We start from the raw sequence: 24,959 nt of genomic DNA on the forward strand, positions 1-24,959 counted from the left end.
TAGGCTTGTCCACACTGTGCGCTATAGCGCACACAAGGTTAACTAGCAAAAGGAGTGCTTAACAATGCGTGACTGGTTTGTTGCTTCCCGTGTTTCAGCGGGTTTTATTGTGGTGTTGGTTGGCTATACCAGCTCGGCGGTGATTGTGTTTCAAGCTGCTGCTGCGGCAGGAGCCAGTGAGCAGCAAATAAGCTCTTGGTTATGGGCCTTGGGAGTGGGCATGGGGCTGAGCAGCATTGGCTTATCTTGGTATAGCAAAAAGCCAATTCTTACTGCCTGGTCGACGCCGGGAGCGGCCTTGCTGGTAACTAGTTTACAAGGTTTGTCGATTAACGAAGCGATTGGCGCATTTTTGTTTAGTTCTTTGCTGATCACTCTGAGCGGATTGAGCGGCTTTATCGATAAGTTGATTCGCTGGATCCCCCAGTCTTTAGCTTCGGCCATGCTAGCCGGGGTATTACTGCAGTTTAGTTTGCAATTGTTTAGTGCTTTAGAGAGCCAGTTAATCTTGGTAGTGGCTATGATTGCGTGTTATCTCATTGGTCGCCATATTGCTCCGCGTTATGTCATGTTGCTAACTTTGTTGGTGGGATGCGGCGTAGCTTATCAACTAGGTTTGTTAGATTTATCGTCAGTGAGTTTTCAGCTTGCTAAGCCCGAATGGGTAAACCCATATTTTTCTTGGCAGGCGCTGATTGGCGTTGGTTTACCTTTGTTTGTTGTGACCATGGCTTCACAAAATATGCCGGGAATAGCCGCTTTGCACGGTAATGGCTATCGCCCTGCCATTTCACCTATCATCACTTGGACTGGCGTTACTGGCTTGGTTCTAGCGCCCTTTGGAGGTTTCGCGTTTAACCTTTCAGCCATTACTGCGTCTATTTGCATGGGTAAGGAGGCCGATAGTGATCCAAGTAAGCGTTACCTAGCGTCTATTTGGGCTGGTATTTTCTATATCGCTATTGGCTTGTTAGGAGCAACGGTGGTGAGTTTATTTGCGGCATTTCCTCAAGAGCTCGTAGCAGCAGTAGCTGGTTTAGCGCTATTAAGCACTATTGCCAATAGTTTGGCTGGTGCACTGGCTGATGTAGAGGGTAGGGAAGCGGCGATATGCACCTTTTTATTAACTGCTTCTTCGGTGAGTTTCTTTGGTATTGGCAGCGCATTTTGGGGGTTAAGCTTAGGCATGTTGGTGCATTATTTCACGCAAGCTGTTAGTAAGAAAAAGCAGTTAATGAAGACTGAAACAGGTGGAACCTAAGACCATTTAGGTATACTAAGGTGATGAGTTGACTCAAGACTATATGTAAACAATATGCTGATAAAAATAGCGGCTAAGATTGGCTACGGTTTGCTTATATTCATGGTGACTGCTGAACTAATGGTATTGAGCTTACGCTGGATCGATCCCCCGATGTGGTCTTGGCGATTGCATAGAAGCGTATACCCACCCAGCAGTTATCCGGAGGATGTTGCTCATCAATGGCGAAATCTGAATGCGATTTCGCCGAGTATGGTGTTAGCTGTGGTGGCGGCAGAGGATCAGCGTTTCCCCCAGCATTGGGGTGTGGATTATTCTGCTATCATGACGGCGTTTAAGAATAATCAGCAAGGTGGCAAGTTGCGTGGCGCGAGTACCATAACCCAACAAACCGCTAAGAACCTTTGGTTGTGGCCTGCTCAGAGCTATTGGCGAAAAGCTTTTGAAGCTGGCTTTAGTCTGCTGCTTGAGTTGAATTTACCCAAACAACGAATACTTGAAATTTATCTCAATGTGGCCGAGTTTGGACCTGGTATCTACGGAGTAGAAGCTGCCAGCAAGCATTATTTTAAGCAGCCTGCTGCCAGTTTAAGCCATTATCAATCTGCTAGTTTGGCAGCCTTATTACCTAGCCCCTATCGTTACAGTTTGTGGCCAAAAACGCCATACATGCAAAAGCGAGTTATCTGGATTCAACAGCAAATGCGCCAACTCGGTGGCGCATACCTCAGTTTTATAAAGTAACGTTATAAGGCTGCCTGGTACAAACCTATAGCGAACTGCGACGACAACTTAAGCGCCAGCAAAATTAAGAAAATCGATAAAGAAATGAGAGTAGCTTTAGACAGCGTTTTTAGGAATCCGATGAACATAATGACCTCACTTGTGTTTAGCCATCCTTGGAAATAATTCACTAATAATTATACTCAAGCGCCAGTGAATACTGAACTTATCAACTTGTCTTAGATCAATTTTCTTTGCTGTTTTTTTGTACGATTAATAACACTGTGATCGTTAACTCATAAGGGGTTAAATGCGACACGATTACTTATTGTGATTTAAATCTAAATGATAACGCTTGTTATTACTTTTATCGTAAGTTAATGAAATGTAAATATAATATGCGAAATTATTTGGATAGGTGTATACTTTTTCGATAGCTTAAATGGCAGTATGGAGTGAAGAAATGAAAGCCGATCCGAGCATAATAGCCTTACTAAATAAGGTGTTAACTACCGAACTCACATCAATTAATCAGTACTTTTTACACGCCAGAATGTACCGCAATTGGGGCTTAGAAGCGCTCAATGAGAAGAACTATAAAAAGTCGATTAAAGATATGAAACAAGCCGACAAAATTATGGAACGCATATTGTTCCTAGAAGGCTTACCTCATGCTCATATGTTGGGTACATTGCGGATTGGTGAATCAACGGAAGAGATGTTGCAATGCGATATGGACTTTCAGCTTGAGCAGCTTCCGGTACTAAAAGATGCTATTGCCAGTTGTGAAGCTGCCAAAGATTTTGTAAGTCGTGATTTATTAGAAGAAATTCTAGATTACGAAGAAGACCATGTTGATTGGATTGAAACTCAGCAATATCAAATTGATAAGATGGGCATTGAAAATTACTTAGCTGCTCAAATTACTGAAGGAGACGACTAATGAAGGGTAATAGTGAAGTAATTGACGCGTTAAATCGCCTGTTAATGAATGAACTAACAGCAATGGATCAATACTTTATCCACTCTCGTATGTACGAAGATTGGGGACTAAATAAACTTTATGAGCGAATCGACCATGAGTTTGATGATGAGAAAGGTCATGCTTCGTTGTTGATCCAGAGAATTTTGTTTTTGGAAGGTACTCCTGATTTAAGTCAGCGTGAGCCTTTACGCATTGGTAAAGACGTACCAAGTATGCTGGAGAACGACCTTAAAGTTGAATATGAGGTTGATGCCTTGCTGAAAGAAACGATGGCCTTGTGCGAAACCAAACAAGACTATGTAACGCGTAACATGTTGCAAACCTTAATTGACGATACTGAAATGGACCATGCTTACTGGCTGGAACAACAGCTTGGTTTAATTAACAAGATTGGATTACAAAATTATATGCAAAGCCAGCTGTAAAATTACTGGTTTTATTTAGAAGCCGAAAGCAGATGCTTTCGGCTTTTTTGTATGTTTCACTACTATGTTTTCTGTAGCTTCCAACTCAACATTGACCACGGTTTCTCCATAGCAAGTTGTTTTAGTTTAGGGCAGGGGTTTACCACATAGGCCTTGTCTACATGTTCCAATAACGCTCGGTCGTTAATAGAATCAGAATAAAAGTAGCTACGCTGGTAAGCTTGTTGCTTGCTTTGCTGCCATTCGAGTAAACGAATTACCTTACCTTCTCTAAAGCTGGCTACACCTTCAATATGTTCACTATAGCTGCCATTTTTGAGCTTTAAATCTACCCCTAGAAAGTCTTTTACGCCTAGCTGCTTGGCGACTTTTTTGACAATAAAGCTTACCGTTGCAGAGATAATAAGCACCTGATGTTGCTGGTAAAGGAGATCATGGATTAGCTTTTGACCTTCAGGGTAAATAATCTGTCGAATGTGTTGCTGTACAAAGTCTTCGACTAACCGATCTATTTGACTACAGCTAAGTGATTGAATAGGACTGAGGCTAAAACGGATGTACTCTTCAAGTGCCAGCTCTCCCTGGGCGTACTGCTCCATCATGGCGGCATCCTGCGCTAAGAAACCAGCTTGAGTGACAATACCTTGTTCTACTAGGTACTGATGCCACAACACTCCACTATCACCCGCTATAAGGGTATCGTCTAAATCAAATATATGTAGGTCCACTCAAACGTCTTCCATTTTCAAGGCTGCTAATTGCCATGCTAGATAAATTGTTGGGGGAGATTCAATGATATTGGGTGAAGCAGATAAAGAAAAGGCCAGCTAAGCTGGCCTTGATTGATTATGCAGAGTCCTTCTTGAGATTCTCTGGCAAGCTGTCGGGTAACGGTGACCAACTGCGTTGCTGAGCTTCTCCATGCAATACCTTACGAAGTTTTTCGTTCGCGGCTGCTGCGTAGATTTTCTCTGTTTTAATTTCTTCTTCTTTACGTTTTAACGCATCTTCCATATCTAACTGAAGATCTTTATGGCGTTTGCTTGTGGCAAAGAATACTAAACCTATAAGTGCTACCAATACCGCAACCACAGCTCCAAATAACCACCAAGCAATGCCTGATTGTTCTGGTTGACCTGCATCTTCGGTACGTTGCACCAACTCAACAATATGAGCACTTAGCTTATTGTTTTGGTCACGTAACTCGTCACGCTGAGTCTGCATTTGGTTGAATTGGTCTTGTAACTGTTTCTGTTGCTCTGAACTACCAGTATTCTCAGAAATTGTTTTTTGAAGACCTAATATTTGCTCGTTTACACCAGCCAGTTGATTCTCTAGCTGTTGGTTACGCTCAAGTAGTTGAGCTTCAGCATTACTGCTACCAGCTTGCTCTACTTGGCTGTACAAACTTTGGTTAGATGCAGTTAAAGTACGGTTCTCATTACTGATCTTATCGTTAAGCTGTAACAACGCTTGGTAATCAATTAGTTTGCTATTTAAGTCATTCTGCAAACGTTGGTTGATTTTTTGAGTATCGTTAAGTGCCGATTGCAACTTATTAATACTACGATTCTTTTTCGTTAAATCGTCTTTTAATACCGCTAACGTACGCTTCATCTCAGGGCTTGGACCAGAACTCTTAGCTACTGATTTTGCTTTCGGTTTCGGTTTTGGCGCTACTTTAGCTTTAGCGGTAGTGGTTGTTGCTTTTACTTTAGGTACCGGTGGCGGCAATACAGTTTTAGCTTTAGGTGGGGTAGTGGTCTTTTTTGCTGTCGCTGTTTTAGCACTATTAGCGAATTGTCTAGGAAGACCCGTGTAGATTTTTGGATCTTTTTCTACAATCCAAATATCCATACCGTGTTTACTTTTAATCCACTTCCACTCTTCAACTTTCATATGGTGAAGTTCACCGTTAGTTAAAGTGTAAGAAAACTGCTTCGCATCAGGGCGAACAGGAATAGTAAATGCCACACCGAAGTCGTCAAACTTGCTTGGCATTAGTGGATCCGCAGGGGTTGTACCTTTACGCAAGCGAAAATCGGTTCTGGCACCTACTTCTTTGCCATTAACCATTTCTTCGCCAGCCCAGATGTGAAGACCCCAACCATCATAGTTGTTAGTGATACTTTTATAATGCACTGTGACGTTGGCCGCAGTGGCAACTGTACTCACACACCAGAAAAGTAATATAAATATTGATGCTCTTTGCACAATTACTCCATTAACTTGTTAAGTCGCATAACGCCATAGTAACTAAAAAAACAGTAAAGAAGTAGCAACTAGATCACCAATATGGTGTTAAATTTTAAAGAAAAATTGACCTAGCTCCAATTGCAGTAGATTTTTGTACAAAAAAAAGACAGTTTTTGCTGTTGATAAAAATTGCAAGAAAGCAATGGGTAAGATCTTTAGAGGAACAAACTATGAAATATCGTCAACTCGGCGACTCAAATTTAAATGTGAGTGAAATATGCCTAGGAACCATGACTTGGGGTGAGCAAAACTCCCAAGCTGATGCCTTTGCTCAGTTGGATTACGCCTTAGCAAATGGTGTCAACTTTATCGATACTGCTGAGATGTATCCGGTTCCTCCGCAGCAAAGCACTCAAGGTGCTACGGAAACCATGATTGGCAACTACTTCGCTCAACGGGATTGCCGAGATGAGGTTATTTTGGCATCTAAAGTAGCTGCACCCTCTCAGAGTGACCGTGGCGGCTACATTCGCAACGATATGAGCTTAACTTGGAATGGTATTCACCAAGCAGTAGAAGATTCATTGAATCGACTACAGACTGATTACTTAGATCTATATCAGGTGCATTGGCCAGATCGAGCGACTAACTTTTTTGGTCAACTGAATTATCAACACCAAGAAGACGCCGCTCAAACACCTATCATCGAAACCTTAGAGGCTTTGGCTGATCTCGTTAAGACCGGTAAGGTAAGATATTTGGGGATCTCAAACGAAACGCCTTGGGGGGCAATGCGATATGTTCAGCTAGCTGAGAAGCATAACTTGCCTAAGATCGTGTCGATCCAGAACCCTTATAATTTGCTAAATCGTAGTTTCGAAATCAACTTGGCTGAAGTCTCTCACCGTGAAAACTTGCCCTTGTTGGCTTATTCGCCATTAGCATTTGGTGCACTAAGCGGTAAATATTTAAATAATCAATGGCCAGAGGGGGCGCGTTTAACTATTTATAAACGTTTTGCCCGTTACGGAAGCGATATCGCCGAAGGGGCAATTCAGCGTTATGTAGATGTGGCACGAGAGTTTGATTTAAGCCCTGTTCAACTCGCACTGGCATTTGTTAATCAGCGTAGCTTTGTTGGTTCTAATATTATTGGTGCTACTTCTTTAGCGCAGTTAAAAGAAAACTTATCGAGTACTCAAGTGGTGATCTCTGATGAACTCGAGCGGCGTCTTCAGGAAATTGGCGACGAGTTTCGTATTCCTTGTCCTTAAATAGGTGAGTGAGATGATCAGCGCTGATCGAAAAAATAACTTGGTACCTTTACTTGAACAAGTAAGGGCGTGCACCTTGTGTAAAGCTCAGCTTGATCCTCGACCTGTTATTCAAGCGAGTCCTGAAGCTCGTTTGTTGATCATTGGTCAGGCACCGGGCAGTAAGGTTCATAAAAGTGGCATACCTTGGGATGATGTGAGTGGTGATCGACTACGCCAGTGGCTTAACCTAGATAAAGAGATATTCTACAACCCCCAAAAGGTGGCTATTGTGCCGGCTGCATTTTGTTATCCAGGGAAAGGAAAACAAGGTGATTTACCGCCACCTAAACTGTGTTTTGACACGTGGCATAAACGGGTATTGGCAGAGCTGCCTAATATAGAACTTACCTTATTAATTGGCCAATATGCGCAAGCCTTGTATTTGAACACGCCCAATAAAACGTCGTTAACCGAAAATGTCGCTAATTTTGCATATTACAGTGAGCAGGCCTTATGGCCTTTGCCCCATCCTTCACCACGCAACCGCTATTGGATTGCGAACAACCCTTGGTTTGAGCAGTCTTTAGTTCCGCAGTTACAAAATGCACTAGCAAAGCTGGCGCTTAGCTAGCAGCATGCTTGAGATTTTGGCCGTCTAACCATTGTTTAGGTGACATTTGGGTTTTACTGCGAAAAGCTCGGTTAAATCCCGATAGGCTTTGGTAGCCAACAGACGATGCTACCCACGCTATGCTTTTACCTTGTTTTAGTAGTTGTTGGGCGTGGTGAATCTTCCAATCTACCAGGTAATCCCCCGGTGAGCTGCCAATTACTTTAGTAAAGGTTTCAATGAAGCTAGTGCGAGACATGGCTGCTGCGTGGGCTAGAGTCTCTAAGGGGTACGTTTTACTTGGGTCTTCATGTAATAAAGCCAATGCTAGGCTGAGCTTAGGATGTATTAACCCGGCTAATAGGCCAGTATCAAGGTTTTGCTTATTAACGCTGTAGCGCAGCAATAAGCTAATTAGCACCTCTACTAAGCGGTCCATAATCACCAATGAGCCATCGGCAGGCTGAAAGGCTTCACTAAATAGTAAATCGATAGTTTTTGAAAACTGTGGGTGCTCAGCTAGCGGCAATACTATTTGCTTTGGGAGGGCGTTGGCTAAAGGGCTACTGTTAGCATTCCCATATCTTATGGTTGCGCACACTAGTTCTGCGGGTTGTTCTGAATCAACCACTAAACGATGTGCAAGCGGTTTAGGAAAAAAAACCAAACTGGGCTGAGTCACTTCGATTTTTTTATTGGCTTGCAGAATGCTTAATTTACCTTGGTTCAACACATGAATATGACCCACTAAGTCATCACCGGTTTCCACATCAGATAAGCCACATAATTGACCTGAATAAAAAACACCAGCAGTAACAGAGAACTGCCTTAGCAAGCCAGATAATTGGTCCATCAATAACACTCCGTACTTTTCGCACCAACAAGCGGACGATTGTATCCCAACAGACCGGACTAAGCGGTTAAATTTTCACTATCGCAGTTAGCGGTTAATTTATGGAGAAATAAAATGAACAGTTTGAAAGCCCTAATCAGAAATACCACCTTAGTAACAGCATTGGCATTTAGTGGCGTGAGCGCAGCTGCAGATATTGGAATGAGCGTAGATAGCAACGACTTAGCGATACAAGGTTACGACCCCGTTGCATACTTTGTTAGTGGCCAACCAACTCAAGGTTCTGGTGATTTTACTGCGAGTCATAACAACGCTATTTACCATTTTGCTAGTGCTAGCAATCGTGATGCATTTAAAGAAGACCCCGCTAAGTTCGCGCCTCAGTATGGTGGTTACTGTGCCTTTGGTGTAGCCATGGAGAAAAAGTTTGAAACTGACCCTACGGCCTGGAAAATTGTTGATGGAAAGCTTTATCTAAACTTAGATAAAAAAGTGCAACAACGTTGGTTAGAAAACACTAACGAGCTGATTGTGGATGCTAATCAACATTGGCCAGAGATTAAGCCGATTGATGCTGCCAAACTATAATCTTTTTGAGCCATTGAAGCCCAACACTTCGATGGCTCAATAATATTTTTGGTAAAGCTCTTCGATCAATGTGGCCAATTTAAAATCTCGCTCGCTTACTCCGCCTAACTCATGAGTGGTGAGTGCGATATTGACGCGGTTATAGCAATTACTCCAATCCGGATGATGGTTTTGTTGTTCTGCGTAGTCAGCGACATGGCCCATAAACTCAAATGCTTGTACAAAATCTTTAAAACGGTAGCTGTTTTCAATGCTATTGTTGCTAAATTGCCAGTCAGGTAAATGTTTTAATGCCATTTGAATAGCCGATGGACTTAAGGCTTGTTCATCACTCATCGTATCTTCCTAAATCAATCATACTTCTATTTAGCCTAGGTTAGCTGGGGCGAACTGCCAGTTTCACCAGCATTGGCAAAAGATAAATGGGCAATTGAATTGCGCCCATATATATCATGTATTCTAAGCCTAAAAAGCTGCCAGTAATGCTGTAGGTTAGCAATACATTGCGGTTGGTTGCGGTAATGGCGCTGATAATCGCCAGGTTTTTACCTTGTCGGTAATACAGCAAAAAACTACTGATAAACAATACCAGGCACACCCCGCTGGCAATGAGCAAATATTCCAGTGCTTTACTGGGAGTTTCATCGAATATTTCTCTAAAAGCTCCCATTAAACCTAAAGGAAAGAAAAACACTAACACGATGGTAAACGGGCGAATTTGCTTTAAAGCTTGTTCAATCAAGCTTTGTTTTAGTAGCTTGTGGACTAACAAACTGATCATGATGGGTAAAACAATAAAGATAGCTAAACGCAGACTATAGGTTTGCATATCAAGCTGTAACTGCTCATTGCCGTTAAAGCGACTAAATAGCCAGCCGTTGAGTAGCAATACCAAAGGCATCAGCAAGGTTGAGGCAATGGTCATGGCCATACAGCGCTGCGCATCTAACCCTAAGGAACGCACAATAGCCGGGCTGGCAAATAAGGAACCGGTTGCGCAAGTGGCGGCAATGGCGAGGTAGAGTTTGCTATCAATATTAAGTAACCACGCTAACGTCATGATCAAAATAGTAACGCCAAACGTATGCCAAACAGCGTACAACCAAACAGAGGCTTGAGCTAAGTCGGTTACCAGAGTTTTAATGTTGAGGCTAACTATGGTGAGCAGCATCAGAAAAAACAATACCGCGGGTAATAAGGGTAATAAAGCATTTGAAAAGTTAGGTAGGGCAAAACCTACTAATACGCAGCTAGCCAGTAACTGTGTTGAGAATCGAGAAATAAATGCCAGCAAATCCTTGCCTCTTGAATGGGTAAACTAAGCCCTGTTTACTCTGGTTTACATTATTAAAGTGTAATTGGTAACTCATTTCAAACAAGTGTTTGAAAAATACTATCAAAGAGTTGTATGATTGCAAATGCTACGTTTGGCCAATTGTTTATCTAGGGCCTTATATGGGATGCTAATCTGACAATTATTGTAGGTCGAGCTTCGAACCTGCTGCAAGAAACTAAGGGTAACATGAATTAAAGCGCGAGGTTGAATCCATCGTGCAACACATAATAACTATAAAATAAGGGACAATTGGATGACTAAACCGACCACTGCGGCATCAAGCTACCACAAGCTGGAACACTTCCAAGTATCTAACTTGCTGTACCAGTTTATTAACCAGGACGTACTGCCAGAAACCGGTGTTGACCAAGCCTCGTTTTGGTCAAGTTTAGAAAGCTATCTGCAACACTTCATACCTAAAAACAAGTCTTTGCTGGTTAAGCGTGAACAGCTACAAGCCCAAATAGACCAATGGCACCAACAGCATCCATCCCCGTTTGATGCCAACCTTTATCAACAGTTTTTAATCGATATAGCCTATTTAGTTGATGCTCCTGAAAATGTGACCCTAAGCACCTCAAAAGTCGACCGAGAATTAGCCTTGTTAGCTGGCCCACAATTAGTGGTGCCAGTTATGAATGCGCGTTATGCCCTTAATGCAGCCAATGCCCGTTGGGGGAGTTTATACGACGCACTGTACGGCACAGACGCTATTGACCAAAGCGGACAGTTGGCACCTGGTAGCAGTTATAACCCACAACGCGGCGCCGCCGTTATTGCTTATGGTCGCGCTTTGCTCGACCAACATTGTCCGCTTGCTCATGGCAGCCATGCCGACGCCACGCGCTACAGTGTATTATCTGGCGGCTTGTTAGTGAGCCTAAAAGATGGCTCTAACACTACCTTAGCTGAAGCGTCTCATTTAGCGGGTTTTCAGGGAGATGCTGAGCAGCCAAGTGTTATTTTGTTGCAACATCATGGCCTTCATATTGAGATTCAATTTGATGCAGAGCATCAAATTGGTGAGCAAGATAGCGCCAATGTTAAAGATATCGTTTTAGAATCCGCGCTAACCACTATTATGGACTGTGAAGATTCTATCGCGGCGGTTGATGCTGAAGATAAAGTCGAAGTATATAAAAACTGGCTAGGATTAATGCGTGGCAGTTTACGTGAATCCCTGAGTAAAAATGGCCAAACCATCACTCGAGAGCTAGAGCCAAATCGCCACTATGTTAACAGCCAAGGCCACGGTTTTAGCTTAAGTGGCCGCTCACTTATGTTTGTGCGCAATGTTGGCCACTTAATGAATAGTGATTTACTGCTCGACGCCGATGGTAATGAAGTGCCAGAAGGGCTGCTTGATGCCGTATTTACTAGCTTAATTGGTAAACATGATTTGCTTGGTAATAGCCCTTATCGCAACTCGCGCGAAGGCTCTATTTATATTGTAAAACCTAAAATGCATGGCCCTGAAGAAGTCGCATTTAGTAATCAGGTATTTGGCGCGGTTGAGGAGTTTTTAGGTTTAGCGACTAATACCATCAAACTTGGCATTATGGATGAAGAGCGCCGCACCAGCGTAAACTTACAGGCATGTATTGCCGAGGCAAACCAACGGGTGGTATTTATTAATACCGGTTTCCTAGATAGAACCGGTGATGAAATTCATACCAGCATGCACGCAGCAGCGATGGTGCCAAAAGGTGAGATTAAAGAAAGCGCCTGGATTAAAGCTTACGAGTTAAACAACGTAGAAGCAGGTTTAGCATGCGGTTTACAAGGTAAAGCGCAAATAGGTAAAGGTATGTGGGCGATGCCTGAAATGATGGCCGCAATGATGCAAGCTAAGCAAGCTCACCCACAAAGTGGTGCTAGCACCGCCTGGGTACCGTCGCCTACTGCAGCAACTTTACATGCGATTCACTATCATCAGGTGGATGTGTTTTCTGTTCAGCAGCAACTTGCCCAGCATCTAGAACAACACAGTACTCAGCGCCTAGCTGATTTACTGACTCCGCCATTGGCCGAGCAAACAGATTGGTCTGAACAACAGCTTATTGCAGAACTAGATAACAATATCCAAGGTATTTTGGGTTATGTGGTTCGCTGGGTTGAGCAAGGTGTAGGGTGCTCAAAAGTGCCAGACATTAACGGTGTGGGCCTAATGGAAGACCGAGCCACCTTGCGTATCTCTAGCCAGCATGTGGCTAACTGGTTAAAGCATGGGGTGGTGAGTGAAAGTTTAGTTAAGCAGCGTTTTGAAGTTATTGCTAACTTGGTTGACCAGCAAAATGCAGGTGATCCGCTGTATTTAAATATGGCTGGTAAGGCGGAGAGTAGTTTTGCTTATCAAGCAGCTTTAGATTTGGTGTTTAAAGGGTGTGAGCAACCTAGCGGTTATACCGAACCTTTGTTACATGCCTGGCGACGCAAGTTTAAAGCTAGCTAAATTAGAACTTGGCAATAAAAAGCACCTAAGGGTGCTTTTTTTATATTTAATCGGTTTACTCTGCATTTAATCTATTGATTCTTATCAATATAAGATAAATAGAATACTAGACTCAAAAACAAATAATGGTATCGTAGCGGCGCTATTTAACCAGTAATAGCTCACATCAACGATTAGGCATGGATATGCCGTAATGTAGAAAGAGTAAAGGATTAACATGTTGTTTATAAGGCTATTATTTGTATTAGTCGCGGCCTCGCTTAGCGCTTGTTCAAGTATTAAAACAGATCAGCTTGAAGCCAGTGAGTCGTTATCGCTGGCCGATAAAACCCTGGTATATACTCGTTATGAGTCACTTCCTGATTTTGCCGCTCAAACTGCCGCTGGTGTTCAGTTTGGTTTGTTAGGTTTAGCCACGGCTATATCTAACGGTAACGCGATGATTGTAGATAACAAAGTAGAAGACCCCGCGCTAGATATTGCTCGAGAGTTAGCCAGTGGTTTAAGCAATAGTTATAAGGTTAAGGTGGTTGATGATACATCAAAAAGCCTAACCAGCCCGGAGATTCCACACATCATTCAATTATACAGTGACTATGACTATATTTTGGATGTTCGAACTCTAGGCTGGGGATCAATCTATTACACTAGCGATTGGGATAACTACCGAGTGAGCTATCAAGTGCATGCCCGTTTAATTGATAGAGACAAAGGCAGTGTTATTGCCGAAGAAGCTTGCGGAAATTTGCCTGAATATGCAGATACTGAGTTGGCTCCATCTTATATCGATCTTCAAAATGGTGATGGGTTGAAACAGGAGCTGGCACGTTCGGTTGAGTTTTGTGTCGCGCATATTCGTAATATGGCTAAGCTAAATGATGATACCAATGCAAGTAGCATAAAAGCTAAACAACTGCAGAGCGAAGCTGATTCTACAACCTTGTAATACCTCTACAGCCTCTTAACTCTAAGAGGCTTTTTTGTGACTAAAAATCGAGGCCTATGCCAATCACGACCCGATAGTCATTTTTTTCTGGCGTAATGTCATCTGCATCCGGCGTGGGGGAGGCGGTGTAATCCCAGATGAAATCGATATCTAAATCTAAATCGTCGGTAATATCTATCGCAAAATTGAGGAGGTTATGGTGTTGATAACCACCTGTTTTGGTTTGTGATAAGGTCATTTGATAATCATGATTGAGCTCAATATCTTTCGTTATATCGATTTCAAAGTTGGAACCAAAAGATAAACCTAAACTGCTTTCTTTATTAGAGGTGCCAGCGGTCACTTCTTCAAAACGGGTTTGTTGCCATGACGGACCCGCCGATAACTCCCACTTTTTGTCATCATCCTCAACGGCAATGTAACCCACTTGAGAAGCGAGTTGGCTTTGTAACTTAATGTTTTTAAGGGGAGCGTGATAAAAGTCGGCTAATACCGGGCGAAAGAACCAATCTTGGTGCTTGTATAAATCGTGAGATAACGTAACGCGGTGATTGCGTGCCGTAGTTTCATCGTTGGATTCCGACACAACGCCTAGGTAAGTAATAATGGTACGACTTAGGGCGGTTTTGCGTTCGCTGTTTAATTTTCCGTTAATCTCGAGGGTATTGGTATTGCCGCTGGCAATGTTTGCACTCAGTGTGGCTTTGTTTTCCCATCGGTCAGCTTCGCTTTCTGCCACTTGATAGACCGAGATAACGTCGTAACGTGAGGCAAAGTGGGTATCTTTACCTACTATGGTGACTTTTTCTTCATCTACCATTAAGCGGCCTCGAACCACGCCTAATCCTCGTAGATTTACTTGAAACCATTTAGCTGTGCGCAGTCGCTGAATATCTTCAATGTCGATGGATAAGTCATCTAGCTCGTCACTGTCGAATAAGGCTTTTTTCTGATAAAGCTCTTCGAGTTCACCTTGAATCACTTCACCAGAGTCTAACTGGATCCAGTCTTTGTCCTCATCTAAGTCCAAAGCACTAAAATAGTCCTGTTGAAACTGCTCGCTCACTGAGGGAATATCTTCAGGTGGGGCTGCCGGCTCATCTTCTGCTCTTAAATAAGAGCTAAATATAAGACTACAGGCAAGTAAAACAAGCAGACGCATCAATTTTGCAAGTGCTCCATTAAGCAAAATGAGAATAGTGCTTTGATATTAGCGGCTTTTTACTCATTACGAAATAAACTCTTTAAGGACAGCGTGTTTTGTTTAAAAACGTTAAGTGATAGTGGCCCTTAACGTTTTTAACAGCGCTTAGCTCTATTTTACTTCGGCGTGACGCATCCATTCGCGATACTGATCTGCCCCTTCTTCACCTTCTGCCGGAGACCAAGGCGCAAAGTCGTCGCTTGGTGTTGGTACGTAAGCACCTTCTTTTATCTCCAAGCCAACGGTTCCTGGTTGCATGCAGGCGTAACCATGCCAAGTATTGGGTGGAATTTCGATAGCACGGTTAGTGTCGGGCGAAAGGCTATGGCGCTGGGTTAGCTCGCCTTCATCATTAAAAATAAGTAAATCTAATTGCCCTTGTAATACCAAAAAAAGCTCCCATTTATGTGCTTCACTGTGGCGGTGAGGGCGCATATAGGTATTTGGCTCAGTAGCAATAAACAAGCGCTGTACGTTGGCATCGAGAGTCTCGTGGAGGTTGTGGTGGCTGCGCTGGCGCGGCGCGGCTTTGGCATTATCACTAAAGTTTGCAAAGTCCTTAGTACTGATGATTTTCAACATCGAAAATAGTCCTATTTATTATGGTGTCTGTGCGGTATTCAGCACGAGCAAATAATTGGCAATATGGTGGCACAATTACCTTCACTCAACAAATGCTTGTTTTGGGTGTAGGGTGTATAGATGTGCAGCGTTAGCATTAGCGAAGAGGAATTAACATGGATGGATACACTGGACAGTGTTTATGTGGTCAAATCTGTTACCGAGTAGATCACTTAGAGCCTAGAATGGGGCATTGCCATTGCAGTATGTGCAGAAAATTTCATGGTGCTGCTTTTGCCACTTATGGCGAAGCGAAAGCTGAAAATTTTCATTGGTTAAGTGGTCAAAGTAAATTGCAGCAATACCAAGCCGAAAACGGTACGGTGAGACAGTTTTGTGGACATTGCGGTTCAAGCTTAACCTTTGCGCCAGCGAATGATAGTGGCGAGTTTATTGAATTTAGCTTAGCAAGCTTAGACAGCGAGGTTACGCTAAAACCCGACGCGCATATTTTTGTGGAATACAAAGCCTGTTGGCACGACATTACCGATCACTTGCCTCAGTTTAAAGAGGGCAGAGAGTAAACGCCGTTAGCTTTTTTACAGGTGTTGGTTGCGCCTAATGCCACGGAGGCGTTTGTTTTGAGTAGAGAAAACGCTCAGTGGCTTACTTCCTTAGCCTTTATTATTTAGCTTTTGTAGGTATTGGTTCGGGGTAATACCTCGCAGCCGTTTAAAGGCTCGCGAGAAGCTTTGCTCATTGCTGTAAGCCAAAAGCTCTGCAATGGCACTAATGGAGTAACCTTTAAACATATATTGAATGGCTTCATTACTCAGCACATAGCTGGTCATAGAGGAAAAATTCCAGCCGTGAACCAATAAACGACGCTGTAATTGTTGTCGTGACATACCCAAGCAATCGGCTAAAAAATCCACTGTAGGTCGACCGTAATATCGAGAAAAATTCACCAATGAATAAAGAGATTTGGCAATATCATGGGGTTGAGGGATATTGATTAAGTCGTCTAGCTGAGCATCGTTAAGTCGCAAAGGAGATTGTTTTTTCCATTGATTATTATCACTGGGTTCTACTACTGAGGCGTTAATCCACACCTCGGTTTGCGCGCTGGAGACATTCACCTTACAACCAAAAAACGCCTCTAGCTTGGCTTGGTTGCTACTCGGGCCAGTAAGGTTGATTTGCAAGGGGACATAGTTATCTCCGTGGTAATAAGTCAGCATGTTTACCATCATCAATGCGATACGAATACTGTCGTGCAGCCGTCCCTGTTTGTTCAAGTATGGGTTGTTGTAACACCACTTAATAATGTGACCCGATTGTAAACCGTGGAAGGTGGAACCCGATTGTAAGCAAGAGGTGCCGTAATTCACTCGGCGAAAGGTAATGGCCAGATCTGGAGTGAAGTAGACCCAATTACTAAAGTACTGAATGTTTTCAAAGCGTAAATAATCAGCCAGTTTGAGCATAAATAAAGGGTCGTTAGTGAGTTGCTCAGCTCTTTCTAACCAGCGGTTCAAAATGGTGACAGGAACGATTGATAGAGGCTCTTCTAAAAGCTTATTAGGAATGCCTAAATCTTGGCTAGTAATAGCGAACTCGGCTTGCAAGCCATCAATAATAGGCTTGATAAAATTCAGTCGTATAAACGAAATGTTAATGTCTTTCATCAAGCCCTGCTCTTTTTATCGTTAATGTAAGTACACTTTAAATCAATATTTTATAGATATGTACTCAAAGTGTACTTTATACGGGCATTTTCAACTCTCGGCAAGCCTTGTGCGCAGAGATAGTTAAATGTAAAAATCGAGAGGATGAGTCTAGTCATATTTTTTGCTCTAATGGCTATGAAGGCAGTGCTTTGACCACGGGTTTTACTCAGGGTAGGCTGGTTACAAGTAAGTTGGTTCACCATCAAGGACTGTATGAAACCGCTAGACATCGTGTTTGCTCTGCTTGTTGCCAGTATTTGGGGCGTAAATTTCTCGGTGATAAAGCTTGGCTTGTTAGATCTTCCGCCGGTGCTGTTTTCCGCATTACGTTTTGCCATTGTTGCTATTCCGGCTGTTTTGCTAGTGCCTTTTCCCAAAACAGCTTGGCGTAATGTTCTAGCGGTGGGCTTTTTCCTCGGCGTCATTAAATTTAGTTTGTTGTTTGTCGCGATGAAAGTGGGAGCGTCAGCCGGGCTTTCTTCACTGCTGCTGCAAGCTCAAGTCATGTTTACTATTGTGCTTAGCGCTATTTGGTTCAAAGAGAAGGTGACTAAATATCAGCTTATCGGGATCCTCATTGCTTGTACGGGGTTCTTGCTGTTTTTTACGGCTAGCTCAGAAAACTTAAGTTTAACTGCCTTGTTATTACTGCTGCTGGCGGGGTTATCTTGGGCAGTGTCTAACCTATTTATGAAGCAAGCGGGCGGAGTAAATGTATTGCACTTTATGGTGTGGGTGAGTTTAATTCCACCTCTGCCTTTGTTGCTGTTTTCTTACCATTTTGAAAATGACCAGCCGCTACAATTACTGCTGAATGCAAGCGGGACTACTTGGCTGGCATTAGCCTATGTAGGCTTTATCTCTACTTTGTTGGCTTTCGCATGGTGGGGGCGTTTACTGGCCAAGTACAGCGCAGCCACGGTTACTCCTTTTGCTTTGTTAGTGCCCGTGGTGGGAATGTTTACCGCAAGTTTGGCTTTTGAAGAACGTTTAACAGGGAGCGAATGGGCGGGAACTAGCTTGGTATTATTAGGATTAATATGCTGTGTATTTGGCGCAAAATTACGCGCTCGTTTAGCGCGATGAGTTGTTGCGCTAAATAGCAATTGAAAGCGAGGGCGCTAGGCTCTAAAGTGGCGCTATTGTTACCAAGAGATTTTATGATGTCTGGATTTAAAGAGCTGAATAAACGCAGTGCTAACTCTTATCAGCAGCAACGCCAATTGATTAAGCAAGTATTGGCAGGGAAACCAAAACAGTGTGAAAGCTGTAAGCAAGCCTTGTTTGTGGTTTTGCCTGGGCAAGAAAAAGCCCCTGGTGTTTATTGCACCAAGGGCTGTACCGCTATTGAATTAGAAATATCTTTACCTAAGTAAGCTAGTTGCGAGGTCCTTGGCGGCGGTCTTGCTCTAGAAACTGTAAACACTCTTCAATAGCGACTTTAGTTTTCTCTACTAGTTGCTCACGTTCGGCGTCGCTAATAGCACTGAGCACGTCTACATCGTGTCTTATGTAACGTGGCGGCAAGCGGTTAAGCACCAAGCAGCATAAATCCTGTAGAGTATCTAAATCACAGCGCTTGTGAATTCCTAAAGCATGCAGTTGTTCACCCACTAGGAACTCAGTAAAGTTATGAATTTCCTCTGATAAGCGCATGTAATATCCCTCAAATAAATGTATACATTCAGGTTATATAAGAATAGCCAGAGTCGCCACTCTCTGGGCCATTATTGTTATTGTTGTTGAACCGGATTCACATTTAAGGCGTCATTGTATAAAGCTTCGTATTGCCAAACCGATTGTTGCCAGTGAAATCTAGATTGCATGGCGCGACGACGCATGGCTTGAAATTCCTCTGGGTGCTCTAGATACAGCAACAGCGCTCGGCGCAAAATATTCAGTAAATCGCTGGGTTCAGGATCATAAAAAATATGGCCAGTGGCTTGGCTAGGATCTTCATCATAATCTGAAACCGTATCTCGTAACCCACCCACGCCGCGCACAATAGGTAAAGTGGCATAAGCTAGGCTGTACATCTGGTTTAAGCCGCAAGGCTCAAACAATGATGGCATTAAGAAAAAGTCTGCCCCTGCTTCTACTAAGTGAGCAAGCTCGTTGCTGTAGGCGTGAATAAAGCGCAGTTTGTCTGGCCATTGCTGTTGTAAGGCTTCTAGTTCGGTAACAATACCGCTGTCGCCAGTACCTACAATCACAACTTGTACGTTGTGACGCAAAAACTGTTGCAGTGCCGGTAGTAAAAGATAAAACCCTTTCTGCTCGGTTAAGCGACATACCATGCCAAAAATTGGCACATCAATTTGCGCCAGTTGAGTCTCTAATTGCAGAGCTTGCCGACAAACGGTTTTTCCGCTTAAGTCACTACTTGAGTAGTTGGCAGGAATTAGCTTGTCGGTTTCGGGATCCCAATCTGCATATTCACAGCCATTTAAGATCCCCACTAAATCAGAGCGTCGCTGTTCAAAGTAGTCACACAAGCCGTGAGAACCTAAACGGGTGAGCAACTCCTGGGCGTAATTAGGGCTTACCGCGTTAATTTTGTCGGCAAATCGAATCCCTGCTTTCAGCAGGTTGATGCAGTTATAGCCATCTAGAATTTGATCTACTAAGCCATCAGCTAAACCTTCGAGTAACTGGAATTGATGTTTCTCAAAAATGCCTTGGAAGGCCGCATTGTGAATAGTAAGAACTGATTTACTGTTGCAAAAAAATGGATGATGGGCGTATTTTTGCTTGAGTAAGTAAGGCACTAAAGCGGTGTGCCAATCGTTACAGTGGAATACGTCAGGTCTGAAGTCTAAAGCTTCAGCGACTTGAAATACAACGCGAGAAAAAAAGGTGAAGCGTTCGCCATTATCATCATAAGCAAACTCGCCTTCACTGTAGAGTTGGTCGCGCTCGAAATAGTCATTATGCTGAATCAGGTAAACGGGCACATCTTCCAGCATTAGGCGGTAAACCGCATAATCTATATCGGCACAGCCTTCTGCTGTAGGTAAGCGTAAATCGAGAATCTTCTCGGCTTCGTCGTGGCGTTTTATGGTTTTATAAAACGGCATAATAATTCTTACGTCTTGTCCGTGTTCCTTTAGGGCAAGCGGTAAGGCTTTAGCTACGTCGGCTAAGCCGCCAGTTTTTGCTAGGCTTTCAACTTCTGAGGCTAAAAACAATATCCTGACAGGATGGGCTGTCACAGAGAACTCCTTAACGATTAAGGCACCAAAGGGTGCCTTATATGGTTCAATATTAGAGTAATTGCTTATGTGTTATCAAGGCAATTTAATGCCTAGAAACCAACCTTGGCGTTTTTCGGTATCACTACAATTCCTTCTGGAGATACCGTAAAGCGCTTGCGATCTTCTTCCAAGTTTTCACCAATGATGGTGCCTGGAGCAATTTCAGCGTTTTTATCAATGATGGTGCGGCGAATCTGACAGCCTTCACCAATTCTACAGTTGCCAATTAATACCGACTCACTGACGACTGAGCCTGGGCGTACGTGACTTCTGAAACCCAATACACTGCGATTCACTTCTGAGCCTAAAATAAAGCTCCCTGCAGAAATCAATGATTGGCTCACACTCACTTTTTTGTCGCCAACATCTTTAAAGGTGGCTGGCGGAAGTGGTGGGTAATGGGTGTGTAATGGAAACTTAGGGTTGTATAACGAGAACGCTGGTTCTTCGTCTAACAAATCCATATGAGCGGCCCAGTAAGCATCTAGCGTACCTACATCGCGCCAATAGCCACTGGCAGTTTCTCCTGGAATATTGTTTTGAGTGAAGTCATAAGCGAACACTTTACCTTTGGGATAAAGCTTAGGAATAATGTCGTTACCAAAATCGTGGCTAGAATCATCTTCTTTGGCATCGTCGTGCAGCGCGTCCAGCAGGACTTTTCGTTCAAATACGTAGTTACCCATAGAGGCGAGTACGTGGTCTGGATCACCGGGAATAGTTTTTGGGTTTACCTTAGGCTTTTCTTCAAAGCCTATCATTCGGCCTTCGGTATCAACTTCGATAATACCAAACTGATCGGCTTGGTCTTTAGGCACTTTAATCGCAGCAACGGTGAGGTCAGCTTCGTTATGTTTATGGTTATCAACCATCTGGCGCACATCCATTTTGTAGATGTGGTCACTACCAAAAATACAAACATGGTCAGGTTCGTTAATCTCAATGAACCGAGCGTTTTGATAAATCGCATCAGCCGTACCGTCGTACCAGCGTTTACCTACGCGCATTTGTGCCGGTACTGCATCAATAAAGCGGTCGGTAATGCCGGATAAATGCCAAGCTTGGCGAAGGTGAATGTTGAGTGATTGCGACTTAAATTGGGTAAGTACATAAATCTTAAGAAAATCTGAGTTCACAAAGTTGTTTAAGGCAAAGTCGATTAGCCTATAACTGCCTCCAAATGGAACCGCGGGCTTAGTACGGCTGTCGGTAAGTGGATAAAGGCGTGTGCCTTCACCACCGGCGAGAATCATCGTTAATATACCTGCCATGGGACTTTGTACCTCTAATAATTATGTCAGTTTCGTGAAATCGTTTTCAAAGTGGCTTGGCTTAGTTTCCAGATATTTACCTTAATGTAAATAGCAGAAACTAGGGTTTTATTAAATCCACAATAAAAATAATGTTCTTACTAAACACAACAACGCAAAATTTTAAATTTTTTGTTGTCGAGTATGCTTTCGTAGCGCGCGAAGTGTTGCTTTATTAGTGCTTCGTACTGCAGGAAGCTATTGGCAACCAACCATAATTCGCCTTGGGCATTTAAGTGCTGTTTGGCTTGGGCAAGAAACGTTTCAGTGGTTTCGTACTGAGTATCTATTCCAGCATGAAATGGTGGATTACTCACGATGAAATCAAAGCGTTGGTTTACTTCGCTTAATCCATCAGAAGCAATTACTGTTCCATTCAACTGGTTTTGTTTTAGCGTGGCTTTAGTGCTAGTCACGGCGTATGCACTTACATCGAGCAGAGTAATGTCTACTTTGTGTAATAAGGCTTGGCTTGCACCAATAATGCCCGCGCCACACCCAAAGTCGAGCACGCTACCGTGCAAGGCAGGCAAATTATCTAATAGCAGTTGACTTCCGTCGTCTAGTTTACCGTGGTTAAACACTCCTGGCAGTGACATCACTTGCAAGCGAGTATTTGGCAGAGCGACTTCAAATTGGCTTAACCATTGTTCTGGCTGAAAGGCGGGAGCCGCTTTAGTGAGAGAGCCAAAATATAAACCACAGCGTCGAGCACTGTCGATTTTGTTCATTTTAATGCCAAACTCCGCGAGCAGTTTTTCGCAGCTTTTAACTCCACCACGGTTTTCTCCCACCACAAATATGTCGGCATCATCACTGAGTTGCGGCAATATGCTGGCAAACAAGTAGGCGGCTTCTTGCTTTGCTTTAGGCATAAAAAACAGCAGCGCATTGCTGTTTTTGGCTAATTGAGGTTCAACTGAAAACTGACAAGAGAGTTTGTCATCATCCGTTTTCTTAAAGTGCGTAAAGTGACCGTAATGACTACAGCAAATTTGCAACGACGCGACTTGCTCAAGCAGGTTAAGCGGGTAGTTGTCGGCGAGTTGGCCAGCTACCACTAAATGCCGATCGGCAAACAGTTGGTCGTGGCGGGCGAGTACTTGGCTGGTAGCGTGTAGCGAGGTGTTCATAATAGGGCTTTATCGCGGTCATAATTGGCTGCAATAATAGAAAGTTTTCGTTGAAAAGGCTATCTCATCGCCGCTTCTAAGTATTTATTTTTAAGGTTACTTGACTTTTAGTGCGTGCTAAGGAAACTAGCTAGCAAGAATTTCGTTTGTTAAGGACACATCTGTGATGTCGATTTCTTTAAAGTTAAAGAAATATAAACGGCCCGAATTAAAACGCGGGTGGTTAACGGCTGGGTGCAACTAAATCGAAATAGTATTTTTGAACCCGGCCACTGTGACCGGGTTTTTTTATTTTAGAAGTAAGTGATGGAGCGGGCATGTTTAAAGGATCGATAGTAGCGTTGGTTACTCCCTTTATTGAAGGTGAGGTTGATTATGCGGCGATTCGCGAGTTAGTTGAATGGCACATTGGCCAAGGGACTCATGGCATTGTGCCAGTGGGGACTACTGGCGAAAGCCCAACCCTAACTCACGATGAGCATATTGCTGTAGTGAAAACGGTAGTAGAGCAAGCTAAAGGGCGTGTGCCTGTTATCGCGGGTGCTGGCTCAAACAACCCTATTGAAGCTATCGAGTACACTAAGGCTGCCCAACAAGTGGGTGCCGATGCAACTTTGCATGTAGCGGGTTATTACAACCGCCCTAATCAAGATGGTTTATTTCAACACTTTAAGATGCTGCACGACGCCACCGATATTCCGATTGTGCTTTACAACATTCCACCACGCGCGGTGGTAGATTTAAGCCCAGTAACCATTGCTAAACTGGCGCAATTACCGCGTATTGTTGGTGTGAAGGACGCTACTGGCGATTTGTCACGCCCACTATTTGAACGCCAATTGATTGAGCAAGATTTCTGCTGGTTAAGTGGGGAAGACGCCACCGCGGTTTCTTACAATATTAGCGGCGGCCAAGGTTGTATTTCAGTAACGGCGAACGTAGCCCCTAAACTGTGTGCGCAAATGCAACAAGCCACTTTAGACGGTGACTACGCTAAAGCTAGCGAGATTCAAGATAAGTTGATTCCTCTGCACCAAGCAATGTTTGCTGAGCCAAGCCCAGCTGGCGCTAAATATGCGATGTCTTTACTGAACAAGTGTCGAGCAGAATGTCGCTTGCCAGTTACCGAATTGTCGGACTCTACCAAAACGCGTATTCGCAATGTTATGCAGAGTTTAGAGCTAATCTAATATTATTGTTTTTGTTTATAAGGCCGAGCTTGCTCGGCCTTTTTATTAACTTAGCTTTTTCCCGCATGCTGCTTGGCTGACTTAAGCTAAGCCTATGATTTAACTTTGCTATAGTTAAGTTTACGCAAACTAAAGGGACGTGTTGTGGCAGAGCTAGATCTAGTCAGTTTTTTCCATGGAATTGTTGAGGCCGATAGCGGCTATTGGTTATTACAGCCAGAAAATGGCAAAGTCTCGGTGCGCTACCCTTGGCAAGACCAACAGTCGGAACACCTTGATTTAGAGCAGTGGTTAGAGCGTATTGATTCCCGCTGTCGAGCTGCCTTTCAGCAAGCCATGCACGCAAGTTTAGCTAATAAGCAAGCGTTTTTTTGCCACTACTGCCACAGCGAAGATGAATGGTTGCGGATCCATGGTATGCCGGTTGAAATCCAACAACAGCAATACTTGTTGGCCAGTGTGCTTCCACTCACCATGCCGGTGATTAACGACGAAACTAACCTTCGCGATCCAGAAAGCGGTTTGCTGTCGGCGCCATTGTTTAGAGAGTTGTTGATTCAAGCAATGCGCTTAAGTAAGCGAAATCACGAACCCTTTGCGATTCTCACCTTACATTACGGCAGCCATGACTCGTCCTTGGTCTGCGCAATCGTCGCCCAAGTACTTCAGCAACAGTTACGTCGTTCAGACAGTATTGCTCAGTTTAGTGAGGGTGAGTTAATTGCTTTGTTATACGGAGCGAGTCGCACGGCGGCTGATAACGTTGCTAAAAAGCTTACGGGCGAATTACAACGGCAGTTAGAGGGCGTGGCCTTAGATAGCCTTAAAATTGGTTGGGCTTATTACCCAGAGCACGGTGATAACGTAGACACCTTGTTAGCGCACCGTTTAGACGCGGTTCAGCAATTATCGCCTTAATCACATTTGCTTGGCTGTTGTTAAACAA

26 protein-coding genes are annotated in these 24,959 nt (G+C 43.5%); 14 read left to right on the forward strand and 12 right to left on the reverse strand.

The window, feature by feature from the left end:
* The first annotated feature begins 64 nt into the window (after positions 1–64).
* The 4 genes from Q4592_RS05025 to bfr (Q4592_RS05040) all read left to right on the forward strand — a co-directional run bounded on the left by Q4592_RS05025 (position 65) and on the right by bfr (Q4592_RS05040) (position 3,394).
* A complete protein-coding gene (locus tag Q4592_RS05025; RefSeq protein WP_303510549.1) occupies positions 65–1,261 on the forward strand; it encodes a benzoate/H(+) symporter BenE family transporter in 1,197 nt (398 codons plus the stop codon).
* 54 nt (positions 1,262–1,315) lie between these two features.
* The gene (mtgA, locus tag Q4592_RS05030; RefSeq protein ID WP_303510552.1) at positions 1,316–2,005 is read left to right on the forward strand and encodes a monofunctional biosynthetic peptidoglycan transglycosylase; all 690 of its coding nucleotides are present in this window, start codon (positions 1,316–1,318) and stop codon (positions 2,003–2,005) included.
* Positions 2,006–2,447: 442 nt separating this feature from the next.
* Positions 2,448–2,927, forward strand: a complete 480-nt coding sequence (gene bfr / locus Q4592_RS05035; RefSeq protein WP_137671833.1) for a bacterioferritin — start codon at positions 2,448–2,450, stop codon at positions 2,925–2,927.
* Positions 2,927–3,394: a bacterioferritin gene (gene bfr, locus Q4592_RS05040; RefSeq protein WP_137671832.1), complete on the forward strand. Its 468-nt coding sequence runs from the start codon at positions 2,927–2,929 to the stop codon at positions 3,392–3,394. Before bfr (Q4592_RS05035) ends, bfr (Q4592_RS05040) begins: the two co-directional genes overlap by 1 nt.
* Positions 3,395–3,456: 62 nt before the next feature.
* Here the strand turns inward: bfr (Q4592_RS05040) and Q4592_RS05045 are convergent, their stop codons facing one another.
* Together Q4592_RS05045 and Q4592_RS05050 are read right to left on the reverse strand one after the other, a co-directional pair.
* The gene (locus Q4592_RS05045; RefSeq protein ID WP_303510558.1) at positions 3,457–4,122 is read right to left on the reverse strand and encodes an HAD family phosphatase; all 666 of its coding nucleotides are present in this window, start codon (positions 4,120–4,122) and stop codon (positions 3,457–3,459) included.
* Positions 4,123–4,240: 118 nt separating this feature from the next.
* Positions 4,241–5,608, reverse strand: coding sequence for a pullulanase-associated domain-containing protein (locus Q4592_RS05050; RefSeq protein WP_303510560.1), 1,368 nt, complete (start codon positions 5,606–5,608; stop codon positions 4,241–4,243).
* A 212-nt stretch (positions 5,609–5,820) separates the two neighbouring features.
* Here Q4592_RS05050 and Q4592_RS05055 point away from each other — a divergent pair, with 212 nt between their 5' ends.
* Both Q4592_RS05055 and Q4592_RS05060 read left to right on the forward strand, forming a co-directional pair.
* The gene (locus tag Q4592_RS05055; protein WP_303510563.1) at positions 5,821–6,864 is read left to right on the forward strand and encodes an NADP(H)-dependent aldo-keto reductase; all 1,044 of its coding nucleotides are present in this window, start codon (positions 5,821–5,823) and stop codon (positions 6,862–6,864) included.
* 13 nt (positions 6,865–6,877) lie between these two features.
* Positions 6,878–7,477, forward strand: a complete 600-nt coding sequence (locus Q4592_RS05060) for a uracil-DNA glycosylase family protein (RefSeq protein ID WP_303510566.1) — start codon at positions 6,878–6,880, stop codon at positions 7,475–7,477.
* Here the strand turns inward: Q4592_RS05060 and Q4592_RS05065 are convergent.
* Entirely contained in the window at positions 7,470–8,309 is an 840-nt protein-coding gene (locus Q4592_RS05065; protein WP_303510569.1) for an AraC family transcriptional regulator, read from the reverse strand. The genes Q4592_RS05060 and Q4592_RS05065 overlap by 8 nt on opposite strands.
* Positions 8,310–8,423: 114 nt before the next feature.
* On the opposite strand from Q4592_RS05065, the gene Q4592_RS05070 reads away from it, so the two are divergent.
* Positions 8,424–8,897, forward strand: a complete 474-nt coding sequence (locus tag Q4592_RS05070; RefSeq protein WP_137671826.1) for a YHS domain-containing (seleno)protein — start codon at positions 8,424–8,426, stop codon at positions 8,895–8,897.
* A 36-nt stretch (positions 8,898–8,933) separates the two neighbouring features.
* Here the strand turns inward: Q4592_RS05070 and Q4592_RS05075 are convergent, their stop codons facing one another.
* Together Q4592_RS05075 and Q4592_RS05080 are read right to left on the reverse strand one after the other, a co-directional pair.
* On the reverse strand, positions 8,934–9,233 hold the full coding sequence (locus Q4592_RS05075) for a 4a-hydroxytetrahydrobiopterin dehydratase (RefSeq protein ID WP_303510575.1): 300 nt from the start codon (positions 9,231–9,233) through the stop codon (positions 8,934–8,936).
* Between the two features lie 40 nt (positions 9,234–9,273).
* A complete protein-coding gene (locus Q4592_RS05080; RefSeq protein ID WP_303510578.1) occupies positions 9,274–10,191 on the reverse strand; it encodes a hypothetical protein in 918 nt (305 codons plus the stop codon).
* Between the two features lie 295 nt (positions 10,192–10,486).
* Between Q4592_RS05080 and Q4592_RS05085 the strand changes: the two genes are divergently transcribed.
* Together Q4592_RS05085 and Q4592_RS05090 are read left to right on the forward strand one after the other, a co-directional pair.
* On the forward strand, positions 10,487–12,685 hold the full coding sequence (locus Q4592_RS05085; RefSeq protein WP_303510579.1) for a malate synthase G: 2,199 nt from the start codon (positions 10,487–10,489) through the stop codon (positions 12,683–12,685).
* A 217-nt stretch (positions 12,686–12,902) separates the two neighbouring features.
* A complete protein-coding gene (locus Q4592_RS05090; RefSeq protein ID WP_303510581.1) occupies positions 12,903–13,631 on the forward strand; it encodes a hypothetical protein in 729 nt (242 codons plus the stop codon).
* 40 nt (positions 13,632–13,671) lie between these two features.
* On the opposite strand, the gene Q4592_RS05095 is transcribed toward Q4592_RS05090, so the two are convergent.
* Positions 13,672–14,793 (reverse strand): DUF481 domain-containing protein, encoded by a 1,122-nt coding sequence (locus Q4592_RS05095; RefSeq protein ID WP_303510583.1) that lies wholly within the window; start codon positions 14,791–14,793, stop codon positions 13,672–13,674.
* Between the two features lie 153 nt (positions 14,794–14,946).
* Positions 14,947–15,417 (reverse strand): WbuC family cupin fold metalloprotein, encoded by a 471-nt coding sequence (locus Q4592_RS05100; RefSeq protein WP_303510586.1) that lies wholly within the window; start codon positions 15,415–15,417, stop codon positions 14,947–14,949.
* Positions 15,418–15,572: 155 nt separating this feature from the next.
* Between Q4592_RS05100 and Q4592_RS05105 the strand changes: the two genes are divergently transcribed.
* On the forward strand, positions 15,573–15,980 hold the full coding sequence (locus Q4592_RS05105; protein ID WP_303510589.1) for a GFA family protein: 408 nt from the start codon (positions 15,573–15,575) through the stop codon (positions 15,978–15,980).
* Positions 15,981–16,070: 90 nt separating this feature from the next.
* Here the strand turns inward: Q4592_RS05105 and Q4592_RS05110 are convergent, their stop codons facing one another.
* A complete protein-coding gene (locus Q4592_RS05110) occupies positions 16,071–17,084 on the reverse strand; it encodes an AraC family transcriptional regulator (protein WP_303510592.1) in 1,014 nt (337 codons plus the stop codon).
* A 255-nt stretch (positions 17,085–17,339) separates the two neighbouring features.
* On the opposite strand from Q4592_RS05110, the gene Q4592_RS05115 reads away from it, so the two are divergent.
* Together Q4592_RS05115 and Q4592_RS05120 are read left to right on the forward strand one after the other, a co-directional pair.
* A complete protein-coding gene (locus tag Q4592_RS05115) occupies positions 17,340–18,212 on the forward strand; it encodes an EamA family transporter (protein ID WP_303510595.1) in 873 nt (290 codons plus the stop codon).
* Positions 18,213–18,286: 74 nt separating this feature from the next.
* Positions 18,287–18,502, forward strand: a complete 216-nt coding sequence (locus tag Q4592_RS05120; RefSeq protein ID WP_235836139.1) for a hypothetical protein — start codon at positions 18,287–18,289, stop codon at positions 18,500–18,502.
* Between the two features lies 1 nt (position 18,503).
* On the opposite strand, the gene Q4592_RS05125 is transcribed toward Q4592_RS05120, so the two are convergent.
* The 4 genes from Q4592_RS05125 to rsmC all read right to left on the reverse strand — a co-directional run bounded on the left by Q4592_RS05125 (position 18,504) and on the right by rsmC (position 22,823).
* The gene (locus tag Q4592_RS05125) at positions 18,504–18,782 is read right to left on the reverse strand and encodes a late competence development ComFB family protein (RefSeq protein WP_137671816.1); all 279 of its coding nucleotides are present in this window, start codon (positions 18,780–18,782) and stop codon (positions 18,504–18,506) included.
* A gap of 77 nt (positions 18,783–18,859) precedes the next feature.
* Positions 18,860–20,338: a glycogen synthase GlgA gene (glgA, locus tag Q4592_RS05130; RefSeq protein WP_137671815.1), complete on the reverse strand. Its 1,479-nt coding sequence runs from the start codon at positions 20,336–20,338 to the stop codon at positions 18,860–18,862.
* Positions 20,339–20,430: 92 nt separating this feature from the next.
* A complete protein-coding gene (gene glgC / locus Q4592_RS05135; protein WP_137671814.1) occupies positions 20,431–21,651 on the reverse strand; it encodes a glucose-1-phosphate adenylyltransferase in 1,221 nt (406 codons plus the stop codon).
* Positions 21,652–21,791: 140 nt separating this feature from the next.
* Positions 21,792–22,823, reverse strand: a complete 1,032-nt coding sequence (gene rsmC, locus Q4592_RS05140; RefSeq protein WP_303510601.1) for a 16S rRNA (guanine(1207)-N(2))-methyltransferase RsmC — start codon at positions 22,821–22,823, stop codon at positions 21,792–21,794.
* Between the two features lie 317 nt (positions 22,824–23,140).
* Between rsmC and dapA the strand changes: the two genes are divergently transcribed.
* The gene (gene dapA / locus Q4592_RS05145) at positions 23,141–24,013 is read left to right on the forward strand and encodes a 4-hydroxy-tetrahydrodipicolinate synthase (RefSeq protein ID WP_137671812.1); all 873 of its coding nucleotides are present in this window, start codon (positions 23,141–23,143) and stop codon (positions 24,011–24,013) included.
* 144 nt (positions 24,014–24,157) lie between these two features.
* The gene (locus tag Q4592_RS05150; RefSeq protein ID WP_303510605.1) at positions 24,158–24,931 is read left to right on the forward strand and encodes a diguanylate cyclase; all 774 of its coding nucleotides are present in this window, start codon (positions 24,158–24,160) and stop codon (positions 24,929–24,931) included.
* The last annotated feature ends 28 nt before the right edge of the window (positions 24,932–24,959 follow it).

Source organism: Agarivorans sp. 1_MG-2023 (assembly GCF_030548385.1).
Lineage (GTDB): Bacteria > Pseudomonadota > Gammaproteobacteria > Enterobacterales > Celerinatantimonadaceae > Agarivorans.

Coding starts and splice junctions, on each gene's coding strand:
- dapA (WP_137671812.1), top strand. CDS start 23,141: ATGTTTAAAGGATCGATAGTAGCGTTGGTTACTCCCTTTATTGAAGGT.
- bfr (WP_137671832.1), top strand. CDS start 2,927: ATGAAGGGTAATAGTGAAGTAATTGACGCGTTAAATCGCCTGTTAATG.
- Q4592_RS05125 (WP_137671816.1), bottom strand. CDS start 18,782: ATGCGCTTATCAGAGGAAATTCATAACTTTACTGAGTTCCTAGTGGGT.
- bfr (WP_137671833.1), top strand. CDS start 2,448: ATGAAAGCCGATCCGAGCATAATAGCCTTACTAAATAAGGTGTTAACT.
- Q4592_RS05065 (WP_303510569.1), bottom strand. CDS start 8,309: ATGGACCAATTATCTGGCTTGCTAAGGCAGTTCTCTGTTACTGCTGGT.
- Q4592_RS05060 (WP_303510566.1), top strand. CDS start 6,878: ATGATCAGCGCTGATCGAAAAAATAACTTGGTACCTTTACTTGAACAA.
- Q4592_RS05025 (WP_303510549.1), top strand. CDS start 65: ATGCGTGACTGGTTTGTTGCTTCCCGTGTTTCAGCGGGTTTTATTGTG.
- Q4592_RS05120 (WP_235836139.1), top strand. CDS start 18,287: ATGATGTCTGGATTTAAAGAGCTGAATAAACGCAGTGCTAACTCTTAT.
- Q4592_RS05110 (WP_303510592.1), bottom strand. CDS start 17,084: ATGAAAGACATTAACATTTCGTTTATACGACTGAATTTTATCAAGCCT.
- Q4592_RS05115 (WP_303510595.1), top strand. CDS start 17,340: ATGAAACCGCTAGACATCGTGTTTGCTCTGCTTGTTGCCAGTATTTGG.
- Q4592_RS05070 (WP_137671826.1), top strand. CDS start 8,424: ATGAACAGTTTGAAAGCCCTAATCAGAAATACCACCTTAGTAACAGCA.
- Q4592_RS05105 (WP_303510589.1), top strand. CDS start 15,573: ATGGATGGATACACTGGACAGTGTTTATGTGGTCAAATCTGTTACCGA.
- Q4592_RS05055 (WP_303510563.1), top strand. CDS start 5,821: ATGAAATATCGTCAACTCGGCGACTCAAATTTAAATGTGAGTGAAATA.
- Q4592_RS05085 (WP_303510579.1), top strand. CDS start 10,487: ATGACTAAACCGACCACTGCGGCATCAAGCTACCACAAGCTGGAACAC.
- Q4592_RS05090 (WP_303510581.1), top strand. CDS start 12,903: ATGTTGTTTATAAGGCTATTATTTGTATTAGTCGCGGCCTCGCTTAGC.
- mtgA (WP_303510552.1), top strand. CDS start 1,316: ATGCTGATAAAAATAGCGGCTAAGATTGGCTACGGTTTGCTTATATTC.
- Q4592_RS05095 (WP_303510583.1), bottom strand. CDS start 14,793: ATGCGTCTGCTTGTTTTACTTGCCTGTAGTCTTATATTTAGCTCTTAT.
- rsmC (WP_303510601.1), bottom strand. CDS start 22,823: ATGAACACCTCGCTACACGCTACCAGCCAAGTACTCGCCCGCCACGAC.
- Q4592_RS05100 (WP_303510586.1), bottom strand. CDS start 15,417: ATGTTGAAAATCATCAGTACTAAGGACTTTGCAAACTTTAGTGATAAT.
- glgC (WP_137671814.1), bottom strand. CDS start 21,651: ATGGCAGGTATATTAACGATGATTCTCGCCGGTGGTGAAGGCACACGC.
- Q4592_RS05075 (WP_303510575.1), bottom strand. CDS start 9,233: ATGAGTGATGAACAAGCCTTAAGTCCATCGGCTATTCAAATGGCATTA.